General features: G+C 45.7%; 10 protein-coding genes. 8 read left to right on the top strand and 2 right to left on the bottom strand.

What is annotated here, in order from left to right:
• Positions 1–52: 52 nt before the first annotated feature.
• Complete coding sequence (locus NG795_RS17690) at positions 53–256, bottom strand: hypothetical protein (RefSeq protein WP_367289958.1); 204 nt, start codon at positions 254–256, stop codon at positions 53–55.
• Positions 257–518: 262 nt separating this feature from the next.
• On the opposite strand from NG795_RS17690, the gene NG795_RS17685 reads away from it, so the two are divergent.
• The 4 genes from NG795_RS17685 (at position 519) to NG795_RS17670 (ending at position 9,088) form a co-directional block, all read left to right on the top strand.
• Positions 519–1,607, top strand: a complete 1,089-nt coding sequence (locus tag NG795_RS17685; RefSeq protein WP_367289957.1) for a DUF1822 family protein — start codon at positions 519–521, stop codon at positions 1,605–1,607.
• Positions 1,608–1,647: 40 nt separating this feature from the next.
• The gene (locus tag NG795_RS17680; RefSeq protein WP_367289956.1) at positions 1,648–4,479 is read left to right on the top strand and encodes an NACHT domain-containing protein; all 2,832 of its coding nucleotides are present in this window, start codon (positions 1,648–1,650) and stop codon (positions 4,477–4,479) included.
• 22 nt (positions 4,480–4,501) lie between these two features.
• Positions 4,502–6,670 (top strand): WD40 domain-containing protein, encoded by a 2,169-nt coding sequence (locus tag NG795_RS17675; RefSeq protein WP_367289955.1) that lies wholly within the window; start codon positions 4,502–4,504, stop codon positions 6,668–6,670.
• Positions 6,671–7,216: 546 nt separating this feature from the next.
• On the top strand, positions 7,217–9,088 hold the full coding sequence (locus NG795_RS17670; RefSeq protein ID WP_367289954.1) for a hypothetical protein: 1,872 nt from the start codon (positions 7,217–7,219) through the stop codon (positions 9,086–9,088).
• On the opposite strand, the gene NG795_RS17665 is transcribed toward NG795_RS17670, so the two are convergent.
• A complete protein-coding gene (locus NG795_RS17665) occupies positions 9,085–9,330 on the bottom strand; it encodes a hypothetical protein (RefSeq protein ID WP_367289953.1) in 246 nt (81 codons plus the stop codon). The genes NG795_RS17670 and NG795_RS17665 overlap by 4 nt on opposite strands.
• 158 nt (positions 9,331–9,488) lie before the next feature.
• Between NG795_RS17665 and NG795_RS17660 the strand changes: the two genes are divergently transcribed.
• The 4 genes from NG795_RS17660 (at position 9,489) to NG795_RS17645 (ending at position 13,379) form a co-directional block, all read left to right on the top strand.
• The gene (locus NG795_RS17660) at positions 9,489–10,040 is read left to right on the top strand and encodes a putative outer membrane beta-barrel protein (protein ID WP_367289952.1); all 552 of its coding nucleotides are present in this window, start codon (positions 9,489–9,491) and stop codon (positions 10,038–10,040) included.
• Between the two features lie 305 nt (positions 10,041–10,345).
• The gene (locus NG795_RS17655; RefSeq protein ID WP_367289951.1) at positions 10,346–10,558 is read left to right on the top strand and encodes a hypothetical protein; all 213 of its coding nucleotides are present in this window, start codon (positions 10,346–10,348) and stop codon (positions 10,556–10,558) included.
• Between the two features lie 281 nt (positions 10,559–10,839).
• Complete coding sequence (locus tag NG795_RS17650; protein WP_367289950.1) at positions 10,840–11,043, top strand: hypothetical protein; 204 nt, start codon at positions 10,840–10,842, stop codon at positions 11,041–11,043.
• A gap of 374 nt (positions 11,044–11,417) precedes the next feature.
• Entirely contained in the window at positions 11,418–13,379 is a 1,962-nt protein-coding gene (locus NG795_RS17645) for a sensor histidine kinase (protein ID WP_367289949.1), read from the top strand.
• Positions 13,380–13,710: the final 331 nt, after the last annotated feature.

The following is a 13,710-nucleotide window of genomic DNA, read 5'->3' as shown; positions in this document are numbered from 1 at the left end:
CCTGGAGCTAAGGAACCCAGTTTCTCTGGCCTCTATTTCATAGGGTCCTGGGTTAGGGAGTCATTCCGTTCCGGACGAAATTCGGGTCAGGTTGAGGGTCGCAATTGGTTTGGCGCTGCTCCATCTCCATGATTCCCCCTCCATCAAAAGAGTTGGCGATGGATTGGATGTGGTTCCCAATCGTGCTAAAATTAGAAGCCGTCATAATCAGGGTGGTAATTGCAATATTCACGAGGATTTCTAATTTGCTAGGCATGATGTCAACTCCTGCTGTCTTCACTTTGACTTCTTTTGAATTGCCTTTAAGCTAACCCAAAGCACAGGAGGCTCGCCGCTAACAGATAGCTAATCTAGCGTTATCAATATATTGTTTATATGCTTGGCAAGCATCAGCTAGATAAAGTCATGTCCTCTGCCTGGTTTTGCCTAGGGTAATCAGTATATTGAAGAAAAACAACTAACAGGCGTTAGCAATCAATTATTTCTGTGATTGTAGTTTTTTTGAATGTGGAAAATTTATGGATATCAAACAAATTGCCAGTAAAGCTGCCAAAGAATGGGACTTGGAAAAGCTGTCGCAAGATTTAAGAGATGCTAAAACATTTTTTTGGAACTTTGATAAGCCCAAATTTCTAACCTCAAAAGAGCTAGAAAAATTATATGGATTACTTTATTATTATTCCCCAGTTCAACTGTCGAAGCTCGTTGATGTTACTGAGGGGAGTCTGCGCGTTACCCTAACACGAACGGTTTATCGATACATCGAAACTCTGGTTCAGCAAAAAACGGGGAAAGAAATCTCAATCACTTGGGAAATAATTCCCCGAGTGTTGGAAGATTTAGGATATAAACGCAACTTTCCGCCGCCGCCTACAGAGAAATGGGTGAAATGGAGACTATCCATTGACCTACCGGAAATTACACCAGAACAGCTAGAAAAGATTCAAAACCTCCTTCAAGAAATTCCCGGGAATGCTTCAATGACATTCGATAAAATTGAAAAAGGCAGCATCCGGTTAGTGTTTAATGGCTATTTAGCCGGATTTGAACGAGTTCGGGAACTGTTTGAAACGGGAGAACTCTCGGAACAGTTAGGAGTAACGGTTTTAGACGTAGAGTTAGAACCTGTGAGCGCACAACCGGACCCGGTTAATTTGAGTGCGTGGCTGGAAAATCAGTTGAATCAAGCGATTGATGCGGGATGGCAGACGATTGATGAACTGTTTGGAATGCGATCGCCTGCGTTTCGTTCGGATTTAGCGAGTTACGCTAAAGATATCGAACCGGGACCGGATTTGCCGCCGATTCAACAGGGAAAATCGCTTGTTTTGGGAACGGCGTCTTTAGCACTATTGGTGAAGCTTTCCCAGGAAACTGAGGAGGAAATTGAGATTTTAGTGCGGGTTTTTCCGATTCAAGAGTCAACGGATTTGCCAGAAGAACTCAAATTGATGGTTTTGGATGAGCAGGGAGATATTTTGGAGGAAGTAACCGCAGGACGGGGTAACAACTGCATTGAACAACCTTTGAGTGGGGAACCGGGGGAAGGGTTTGTGATTAAGCTTGAATTGGGAGAATTGAGTGCAACAGAAAGTTTTATTATTTAGAGTTTTCTGAATTTAATTTCAAGTGGGGGGAGAAAAAGCAATGGTAAATTCAATCCGATTTAGATTTGAATCAGGCAGCTTTGAAACGGGCTTTACGGTTCGGATTGCTTTCTCGCAGGAAACGGTAATCCTTGTTAATCTTCCCCCCAATCCAGGACTTCCAGGGATTTATCGGACTTGGGAGAGTTTATATTTAAAAAAGGCCGATCGCCTTCTGTTGGCGCAGAGTTATCAAGCACTCATCCGTTGCTTTCAGGACTGGTTAAAGGGTGGCGGTGATGTTCAAAAATTGCGGGAAACCATACTGCTAGAATTAACCGATCGCCCGCCAGAAATTCGTCTGTTGATTCAATCTGGCGATCGCCTGCTTCGACAACTGCCTTGGCAGGAGTGGGATATCTTTCGCGAGCACTATCCCCAGGCAGAATTTGCCCTCACTTTAACCGAGTATAGTCCCCTGCCGGATTTTGATGATACGCCGGTTAGAAGTCGGGTGAGGATTTTAGCTGTGGTAGGCGATCGCCCTCTCTCAGAAACTTTGTCTACCCTCGGATCTCTCAAATCCTTACCCGATGCGGAACATCTGATTTTAAAATCCTCTCAACCCCAGCAACTATATCTCCAACTCCAGGATGCAACGGGTTGGGATATATTGTTTATTGGGAATCATAACTTGATTCAAAACTTGAATATTCCGGAGTTCAAAAAATCTTTAGAAATTGCCTGTGATCGCGGGTTGAAACTCGCGATTTGCAATGATGGATTAGATTTAGCGGAATTGCTGGCAAACTTACTCAATCCCCCGATTCTCGTAATTTTCAGACAGGCAGTTTTGGAACAGGTATCCGTTAGGTTTTTGCGGGCATTTTTAACCGCTTTTGCCAAAGGTAAATGCTTATATCCAGCGGTGCGAGAGGGTCGAGAAAGTTTAGAATTTTTTGACAAACAATTTCCTGGGATTATGGGATTACCAATCCTCTGTCACCATCCCCTCAAACCCTCCCTAAATTGGCGAGGAATCCTGGGAAAACCGCCGATTGATACGCCTCAAACCCTCCATGAATATCACATCCGGAAAACGGTACTCCAAAAAGTTAAAGAATACTGGATTCAAGGAGTTTTAGAAAACTCTTTGCAACGGCAACTTTTCCTGAACCTGGGACTAGAACAGTATCCCCTTGTGAAATCGCTGGAAATACCCCTGGAAAACTCAGACCAAACGGAGCTAATTCTCCCGAAAAATACTCGACTGATTCAGTATTTTGACCGCCTCAAAACCCCGAAAACTCTGCTGATTTTGGGAGAACCGGGTTCTGGAAAAACCGTGAGGTTGTTGGAATTAGCTCGGGATGCGATCGCCCGAGGAGAAAGAGACTATACTCAACCGATTCCCCTGGTGTTCACTCTGTCCTCATGGGGACTGAAAATGCTGCCAATTCAGGACTGGATTATAGAGGAAGGAACGGCCAATTATGAAGTCTCCCCCAGTTGGCTCAAATCTAGCCTTGACAAAGGGCGCTTTTTATTACTACTGGATGGTTTAGATGAAGTCAAATCAGAGATGCGAAAGGTCTGTTTAACCGCTTTAAATGCCTTTATCAAGCAATATCCACTGACAGAAATTGTTCTCACCAGTCGCCGAGAAGATTATGAGGCAATTCAGTTTCAATTAAATTTTAAAGCAGGAATTTATTTACAGCCTTTAAGTTTAGAGCAAATCTCTGAATATCTAGCTTATTTAAGGGAGGGACAGGGGATAGATATTGCAGCATTCCAATCCGATCCTCTGTTAGTAGAATTGGCAAAAAGCCCCTTGATGTTGAATATTATCGGTGTGGTTTATCAGGGAAATTATGCTGAGAATGGGGCAAAATCAGGCTCTTTAGAAGCTCGTCGTCGCTGGTTATTTGATGCGTATATTAACCAGATGTGGTATCGTCACTTCCCGGAGAAAGGACCGTATCATAAAGAAGCAATGATGCACTGGTTGAGTTGGTTGGCACAGTTGATGCACCAGGAATCCCAAACCCTATTTTTTCTGGACCGCTTGCAACCCAAATGGTTAGAGTCTCGCCTTCAAAAACAGATTCCCTGGGGGGTAGGACTCCTATTTGGACTGATTGGCGGGACGATTGTTGGGATGCTTCTCTGGTTGACGGTGGGTTTTTTCTTTGAGCCATTTTGGGGAATGCTGATTAGTTTAATCTTTGTGGTAATTTTTGGGTTACCCTTTGGAATTTGGGCGACCCTGACGGTGGGACGAGAGAAAAAGATTCAACCTGTAGAAACTCTGAATTGGTCCTGGGATGCAGTCAAAAAAGCTTTAACCCTGGGGCTAGGTTTAGGGGTCATGACTTGGATGGTTTCTAGGATGATTGGGTTTGTAATTGTTGCGCCTTTAATTGTGCTGGTTTATGAACTGAAAGGGGGGGATTTGGACCGCAAACAATTTTCCAATCAAGGGATTTGGCAGTCTTTGAAAAATGCAGCAATTTTAGCGGCGATCGCAGCAGCAGTGTTGGGGCTCACCGCCGGATTGATGAGCGAACAAATCCTCACCCTGATTATTGGACCCGCATCTGCATCGGCGAGATTGGGGACAGATTGGATGCAGGAATTTACGGTTCGTGCTATCCTTTCAGGAATCCTCGTCGGATTATTTTATGGACTGAACCAAGCGGGGACTGCCTGCATTCAACATTTGACGATGCGGGTGTTATTGTATTGGAATGGGTTGATTCCTTGGAATTATACCCGTTTTCTTGATTATGCCAGAAAACTCATCTTTTTACAAAGAGTGGGAGGCGGTTATCTGTTTATTCATCGGCTTTTGTTAGAACATTTTACGACAAAATATAAACCCAAATTATAGTGTTTAAAAATTAATCATTACTATGACTAAAATCGCTATTTTTACAATAGGTAACGGAGATTTTAATACTGGCTTTTTGATGGGACTCGCCATTCGTGAAGAAGGAGGCAATCCTCTGTGCGAAGTCATAGGAAAGTTGCCTCTGTGCGAAGTCATAGGAAAGTTGCCTCAATCCAACGACATTTCTGATGCTTACCAAAGCTGGCAGTGCCATTTTAAAAAGAGAGAAATCGGCAATAGCAGAATTAAAGCTTCCCCAGCGATAGCCCAAAAGACTCTTACTCCAGCAGAAGAAAATATCAAGAATTGGAAAGAATCTAAGGAAAAGTTGCAACAAGCATTTAAACAGTGGCTCACCTCAGAATGCCGAGAATTTCAAAAGATACGGGAAACTTTTTTAAGGCATCTCCCCCATAAACCTGAAGAGATTCGGGTTTTTATTCAAACCAGTAACCTTTGGTTGAAAAAACTTCCTTGGAATGAATGGGATATTTTTGAAGGATATGCTCAGTTGGAAATTGCTTTAGTGCCGCCAGAATATAGTCGCATCAACTTGGCACCGGATGCGATCGCCCGTGAAAAAGTGAGAATTTTAGCCATTCTCAGTACAGCCAAAGATATTAATCCAGAAGAAGAAAAAAAAGAACTGGAGAGATTGCTCCATGCTGAAACTTGCTTCCCCAATCCCCATGAACCGGCTCAATTATATGATGCTCTACAAGATGATAGGGGATGGGATATTCTCTTTTTTTCAGGACATAGTTACAGTGAGGGAGAAATTGGTAATTTTTTTATTACTGATGACTATGGATTAACCATTTCTGAGTTAAAAATATCCCTACGAAAAGCTCTAACTCGCGGGCTGCAATTGGCCATTTTTAATTCCTGTGATGGATTAGGTTTGGCGAAAGAGTTGGCTGACTTAAATATTCCCCAAGTGATTGTGATGCGGGAACCTGTTCCCGGGGATTATGCCGTGGCGTTTATTAAAAAGTTTCTTCAGGAGTTTTCTCAAGGCAAGTCTTTGTATGTCGCAATGAAAGAGGCCAAAGATAGTTTAGAATGCTGGGAAAAGCAATACCCGGGGGTGAGTTGGTTGCCGATTCTTTGTCAGAATCCAGCCCAAACTCCGCTAATTTGGCCGCCACGTCCCATTAAAATGCCCATGACAATTCCTGTATTTTCTCCATCCGTTGCCATAAAAGTTGCCATAAAACAGGGGATTTGGCAAGAAGTGGCAACCCTCACGGGACATTCCTCCGGGGTGAAATCAGTGGCGGTTAGTCCTGATGGCAGGATGATTGCCAGTGGCAGTTTTGACCAAACGATAAAACTCTGGGATTTGGAAAAGGGGGAGTTCAAAAAAACTTTGAAAGGACATACAGGAACGGTGACTTCTGTGCAGTTTAGTCCGGATGGAATTCTGGCGAGTGCGAGTTTCTTTCCCGATGGGACTATTAAACTTTGGGAGGTGGACGAGGAACAGAATAAGGTCGAATTGCAAACGACTCTGCGAGGGAATGATTGGGTTGCTTTAGCAATTTGGAATATCGCCTTTAATCCCGATGGCAAGTACATCGCCAGTGGTCACAATGTTGATAGTACGATTAAGGTGTGGGATATTGAGCGAGAAAAAATTATTGCGACTTTGCGAGGTCATGTTTGGGCGGTTCAGGCGGTGATTTTTCATCCCCAAGATGGCTCAATTATTAGTAGCAGTATGGATGGCACGATTAAAATTTGGGACCCTGAACAGGAACAACTGAGTCAGACCCTGGTCGGACCTTCGGGTTGGTTGAGTCCGGCGCAAGCTTGGTTTAGTCAGGATGTAGAAGTGTATAGTTTAGCTATCAGTTCCGATGGGGAAATTTTGGCGAGTGGGGGTTCAGAGGATGTGATTAAAATTTGGCGGTGGCGCGATCGCCAATTGCAGCAGACCCTCAAAGGTCATTCTGATACGATCCAAGCAGTGGCGATCGCCCCCGATGGTAAAACTTTGGCCAGTGGAGGTCGCGATCATACCATTAGAATTTGGGATTTAAGCACCGGAAATACCTTGCAAACCCTCGGACATTCTGACACGGTGAATTCCCTAGCATTTAGTCCTGATGGACAGACTTTAATCAGTGGGAGTCAAGATAAAACGATTAAAATTTGGCGGTGGTTTCCCGAGGGATCTTCGCCGCTGTAAACTCGTCCATTTAGGCCCCCATTCCCGGGGGTTTCTTGCTAATCCCCAGGGGGGAATCCGATGGGGTCAGGGACTTTCAAAGGACCCTGTTGAGGAGGAAGGACCCTAATTTGGATGGAGCGCGATCGCCTCAAAAAACGCTTTTCCCTTGCTATGGCGAGAGTTTCAGCGGAGTTTTTCCAAAATTCCCACAACCGGCGGTTTGCTTTAGTAAAATAAGCAAGACCTGTTATCAAACGGAGCATCCGCCAACCCCGATTGGCGATCCATCTGCCCACTTCTCAACTCAAAACCTCTGTATGCACTACCGATTACTGCAATTTAGCCGGAAATATTTTCTCGTTTATTGCATTCCAAAGCTAAACCCGATTCCGTGATAGCTTGCGTATTTGACCCCAACCGTTCCTGCAATCAACAGTTGCGCCCTCCTACTTCCCAGGGCGATCGCAATCTTAGTCTGCATAATCTGACACTCAGAATTGTGCTGATATTACCCCCACTGCAATCAGGGTTTCCCGACACTTTTTCGGTAGGCATACACCTTCTATGAAAAGCGACAAATTCGATTTAGTGCGCTCTAATGAACTCGAACCGCTGAATGGATCGCATCGCCCTTCAGCATCACTCAGCGATGATTTGTTATTAATTCAATGGTTGGAAAAAAATCCCGACTATGTAGGACTCGTCAAACGGTCCCGACGGCAAGGATGGTTTTGGAATTTATATTATTCCCTCAACCCTAAACCCCCCATTCTCTATGTCTTAGGCTTTCTCCAAGCCAACCCCCGGCATTTTGATGGTGAAGCCTTTGTCCCCAGAGATGTCCGCAGAGATTCGGAAATTACCGCCGATATTGTCTCCGGTGCCACCTTAATTAATGCCATCACTAACTTTCCCATTCTGTTATTTGCCTTTAAAGGCATAGGAAATGTTTGGGTAGCGCCCGTCGCCAGTTTTGTCTTAAACCTAATTCTCCTCAATTGGACCAACCTCGCCGGAACCGCTACCGCCGGAAACCGACCGGGTAAAAAATATTGGGCGCAGGTGGGTTTTGCGGGGTTTTTACTGATGAGCATTCTGCAATCTTTCGTGGCGGGAATCGGTTCAGAATTAATTAATAACCGTCCCGCCTTAAGCTATAAACTTGCGGAAGAATTAATCGAAGAACATGACCGCAAAATTCGCCAAATAGAACCCAATACCGACGCTTACGAACGGACCTTTGCTCAATGTCAGGAAAACCTCCAATTGTTATCCCAAATTCCGCGTACCGATCCGCGTTGGGATTCTCTCTATGTGGAAACGAACGGGTCTGTCGCCGATCGCGAACGGGATTGGAGTCGCGTCCCGGCTGAAAATTTGCCCCTCTGTCAAAAAGCCGATCGCATCCGCAGCGAAACTTTTGCAGTTCGAGAGGACTGGGAAGAAAAACTAAAAACTCGCAGTGAACTGGGAAATGACCTAATTTTTCTCAACCGAGAATTACCCCTGGTTTTTAGTCGCTATTTTAACGAATATGGAGAAATCACCTCCGGGGTTGAAGAAGTCCGCCTCGCCTCTAGTAACTTCTTCGGGAATCTATGGGCTCTTAATTTTTCCCGCCTGGGATTTTCTTTATTCTTCTTTTTTCTTTCTACAATTACGAGTATCACGGCTTGTTATATTACCGTTGCTCATGCGCGGGGTAGAAACACGAAAATTTCTCATAATCCCGAGGTGGAGGCAGCAGTTCGAGAGTGGTTAGAAACCATTCGCCAAATGAACTTGAATCGCCACCGCCCCAACCCCTCAAAAGAAGAAAGGTATGAAGAACGCTTGATTGCCCGATTTACTTCCGAATATCGTAAAACCGGGATTTGTGACTATCCGGTATTAGAAGGAATCGCCTATCGCGCTCATCAAGGTACTCTCTTTTTACCGGAACAACAACAACTGATTTCTGATGAAATTGACCGGACCTTGGATGATATCTATAAAGCGGTTTCGGCTTTGGAATACAAATTCTGTGATTTACAGAAATTTATTACCATGAGCAACCCGGAAATTATGCAAAAGACTTTAAAGGTGGAAATGCTGATGAAGTCGGACTTAAAATTGCTGTTTAAAGCCCTGCATTATTTATTAGACAAAGCCCATAAATATGCGGTGTCTAATTACGGCCAGTGGGAGTATTTAGAGAGTGATGATGCAGAAAAAGCCGGGAAATTAATCAAGCAGATTGTGAAAATCCGGAAAGCGCTGAATAAAGAAGCTCATGTCAACTGGGTGATGAGCAAACCCACGGAGTTTGGACGGAGCAGAGCTTGTCAACGAGTCCGGCAGAAATTAGATTTGTTGCCGGGATATTGTTATGAATTGGGCTACATTACTCAGCAAAAATTGCTGGATAAAGTGGTGGTCAATCCTCCTTCAGTTTAAGCGCGGGGTTTGGGAGTTTTGTCCGGATGGGTCGGTTGAGTGGATGTGGGTAACTCAACCGACTTTTTTGTAGTGAGAGAATTCTCCTTAAGGTGCGATCGCACCTGGAAAGGACTGAGATGGCATCCACGGGTTCCAGTACAGTTGCCAGTTTGAACACTGTCTGGATTAGGGGGATTTTCCCGAGTTATACCCTCGGGCGATCGCCCAGGGACGGTTTGACTGAAATCCTGACAGCGCAAGCTAATTTTGTTCTAGTTCTAGGAAATATCTGGGGAGACATCCAGACCGGGTAACAGTCACTTTAAATACTTCCACATCCCCTCCCCTGTCCATCACCGTCACCCCCTACAGTCAAAGTATCAACGGTTGTCAAGATTTCATTCACCAACCGACTTTTATGAAACGAATTCTTCAGTCTGTTGCAACTCTGTCTGCTTTGTCCGTTGTGATGATGATCCCGGCACTCCTCTCCAGCAGCGCCGCTCATGCCGAAGGGTTACAAACCCTCACCGGCAAGCAAGGAATGGCGGGTCACTATCTCGGTGCGGGTCTGGGTGGTAACGTTCACAACTGGGATGAGGGACAAGGCAGTGAAAGCTATGGCGGTAACCTCCAGGGTCGTTATCAAGTTCCTAATTCTGCCGTATCGGTGCGGGGATCGGCCTTGATTAATAATAATGCGGCAGCATTGGTCCCGATGTTATCTCTCGATGTCCCTGTGACGAATAACGCCAACTTATACGTTGGAGGCGGTTATTCCTTCATCACCGAACGCGGTCAACAAACGGCTCTGGGTGACCAAGATGCCTTAACCCTTGCCACGGGAGTGGAGGCAGTCGTTCAGGATAACATCGTGCTGTTTGGGGATGCTAAAGTCGCGTTGGATGCTTATCGCAATACGGATCAAGCTGCTTTTAGCTTGTTGGTAGGTGCAGGTTATCGCTTCTAATTTTTCTAATTTTGCCCCGAGTTGGGCGGAGTGTGGTGTGGCACTCGGTTAAATCGTAAGTGAGAAAGTAGTCGGGCAGGTTATACCTGCCCGACTGCTGTTTTATGGGCAACTTGATTTTTTCCTTTTTCCCGGTTTCTCATTTCTTCCTCTGGGTAGAGGAAATTTTATTATTTTTTATCAAAAATAAACTCATTGCTAAAAAAAATTAGCAATTTTGAGAGATTTTTTAAGAATTTAAGGGACAAATTTTTAGCGCTTTTCTCTGCCGGTTTATTTTTAATGTACATCCCTGGAGTCTAACCATGTCTGAAACTGAGCCCAAGCCAGTTGATTTTTCCAATGCCAAAGAACCCCCTAACTCTATCGATTCTGAAGGGGATACAGCGGCAAAAAATCCCAATTTGGAGCCGAAACTTGATCCCTCCCAATCGCCGGACCGGGAGGAAACACAGAACGATGCGATTCCTCTAGGGGAACGGATGATCCAGCAGACTTGGATGCGTGGGGGGAGGTAACCTAGAAATGGGCAAAGGGGAAAGTTCTCAGAAGAATTGCGATCGCGACTGGAGGCGATGGCAACCGGATTTGTTGGTTATTTCCCTCACCCCTAAACGGCTATTTTATAAATAGACCCCTTGTAAAATTCTAAAAAGCCCCCCTTCTTAAGGGGGGTTGGGGGGATCTCTACGGTATTTTGCAAGAAGTCTAATGAGCGATCGCTGAGTTGGATCACACCAATTTTCTGGGCGATCGCTGATGGTAGAAGTCTCTAAACTTTACTCCTGAATTTACCACCATGAACGGACAACCAACCCACACTACTCCAGAACCGATTCAGTCATCGCAGGAATTAGAAAAAGCCTTTCAAGAATTGGGTCGGGCCTTTACCGTCTATTGGGCCTGGAAAGCGACGGGTTTGCTCGATCGCCAGTCTCCGGGCTCCGGACGCCATGACACCCCTGATCCGACCCCACCGGATAACCGTGGGGATTCGGGTTAACTGGCCTTAAAAACCTCGAACCTGAACTCCGATGCTTGCGGACGCGCTGATGCTCCAAGAATTGTTTCACGAGCAGAGTAACCCCTCTATCCTTTAGAGGGTTGCTCTAATCGCCCCGATGCAGGGGCGTTGCCGTTAAAACTTTGCCTCACTCTTCCAAATATGAGAAGAATGTTTAGAAAATGTAAATAAATATAACAGATTGACCTCAAAGGTGTCAAAGTCGCTTATAACCATTCGCAAGGGTGTCAATCGACGTCGAGCAATAAAAGGTAAAAAAGTTCATAATAGAGGCAATTCAAGCCCCATACTGTTTGTCTTAACCCCAAGACATTCCCAGGTGGGGTCTAGGCGGGTCTAAACACATCATTTTCATGGGAAAATTCATCGGAAAAAAACGGTCCCTGACTACCCAGCTTACCGTCTCTGTCACGACCTTAACCCTTGTCGCGATGGCGACCATAACAGCGATCTCGATTTGGAGTCAGCAACAGACTCTTCGCAAACAACTCGAACAACAAGCCGAGCAGTTACTGGAGGCAATCTCCATTAGTGTCGGTAATGCCTTCACCGGAGGAAACGAACAGTTTCTGCAAACCCTTGTTGAGGAGAACCAGCGACGAGAAATCGCTCTTTCTACGCGGATTTATCAAACCGACGGACAAGTCATCGCCGAGGATTCTCCGGAGACTGGAGCAAGCCCAGAAGCCCAAACCTTTGTGAGCCAACTGCTAGAGACCAATCGAACTCTATTTCGGTGGCAGGATAACCGTTTGATTGCGGGGAAAGCGGTCATCGTAGAAGGCACCCCTGTTGCTGCCCTGCGGATTGAGCTGTCTACGGCCCTGTTAGAGCAGAAAATGTTGGGGGCGATCGCCACGGGACTGCTCGCGATTCTGGTCACTGGATTTGTGGCCGTGATTGTGGCGCGCAAACTGGCCCAGTCGATCACCGGACCTCTGTATCAGTTGGGTTCGGCCACGGAAGGGATTGCGGAAGGAGACTTCACCCAAACCATTGAAATTCCCGCTTATGAGGAAATCGGCCTGCTGACTCACTCGTTCAATACCATGAGCGATCGCCTCCGAGAGCTATTTGAAAACATGGCCGATCGCACTGCCGATCTCCATCAAAGCGAAGCTAAAAACGTAGCCTTGCTCATGGCCATTCCCGATTTGATGTTTGGATTCAGCGAAGATGGCACCTTTATTGATTACAAAGGAGGACGAGGGGATACCATCTTAAAACCCCAAGGGGAGTTGTTACAAAAAAGCGTGGAATTGGTCTTTCCACCCGAACTGGCCGATCTTTATTTAAAATACGTTAGTAGCGCCTTACAAACTCGGGATATTCAAGTTTTTGAATATGAGTGGTTTATCAACGGCAAGCGTCGCCATTTTGAAGCGCGATTTGCAGTCTGCGGGCAAGATGAAGTGCTGGCTATTGTTCGCGATATTACCGCAGGTAAATTAGCTCAATTTGAATTGCAACAAGCCAAGGAAGCCGCTGAAGCGGCGAATTATGCCAAAAGTGTCTTCCTAGCCAATATGAGTCACGAGCTGCGAACTCCCCTAAATGCGATTATTGGTTATACAGATTTGTTGGAGGAAGAGGCGGAAGAGTTGGGCTATGAAGATTTTATTTCCGACTTAGAAAAAATCAGACAAGCCGGAAAAAATCTGATGGGAATTATCAGCGATGTTCTGGATATTTCTAAGCTGGAAGCGGGGAAAATGACCTTATGCTTAGAAACTTTTGATATTTCGACGTTGCTGTTGGAAGTGCAAACGACAGTTTTGCCGTTAGTTCAGAAAAATGGCAATACCCTGGAAATCCAATGCCCGCGCAATATGGGCAGTATGTACGCCGATCGCACCAAGGTTAAACAGGTGTTGTTAAATCTGCTAAGTAATGCCGCCAAATTTACGGAATCTGGGATGATTTCTATGTCCGTTAAAAAGATTAGAAAGGAAAAAACTGCCAAGGATGAACCCACTCAATCTCCCCCCCTCTCTCCTGCTGACTCTCCCACCGAATCTGAGGAAGTAAATGCGACGGAATATGCGATTTTTCGGGTGAAAGATACGGGAATCGGCATCACCCCGGAACAGAAGCAGCATATCTTTAAGGCATTTGCTCAAGCTGACCCCTCGACAACGCGCAAATATGGCGGGACGGGTTTAGGGTTGGCGATCGGTCAACGGTTTTGCAAGTTGATGGGGGGTAAGATTTTTGTGGACAGTCAGGCTGAGAGCGGCTCGACCTTTACAGTCTGTCTCCCCGTGATTGTCAAACCCCCCAAGAATGTATCCTGGGCGGTAGAAAAGTATAATTAAGTTCAAGGGGGACTGGGAGATGGCTCAAGGGACTCTAACGGAGAACTGCCCCGTCTTTGATGAGGGATGACAATATTCAGCCGGTGCACAACCGCACCCTGTTCCCCCCTGTGCGATCGCCTTGGGTACAGAGATTCGGTGCGGATTTTTGAGTGTGATCGCCCTCCCCCCCATCCCCCCCATCTGCCCCATCCCCCATCCTTCCTGTGGATTTTACGGAGGGACCCCTACCTTAAGTTTCCTCTGGGAATTCTCCGAGGAAGGTTGCGCCCGGTTTCCTTTCTAGGCCAGAAATTTTCACCTCTTCCTGGTATCAGGTTTCAGGATTCGT

Origin of the sequence: Laspinema palackyanum D2c (assembly GCF_025370875.1) — a bacterium.
Taxonomy (GTDB): Bacteria; Cyanobacteriota; Cyanobacteriia; order Cyanobacteriales; family Laspinemataceae; genus Laspinema; species Laspinema palackyanum.
The sequence above is the reverse complement of the archived record's forward strand: the minus strand, read 5'-3'. Positions and strand labels throughout refer to the sequence as shown.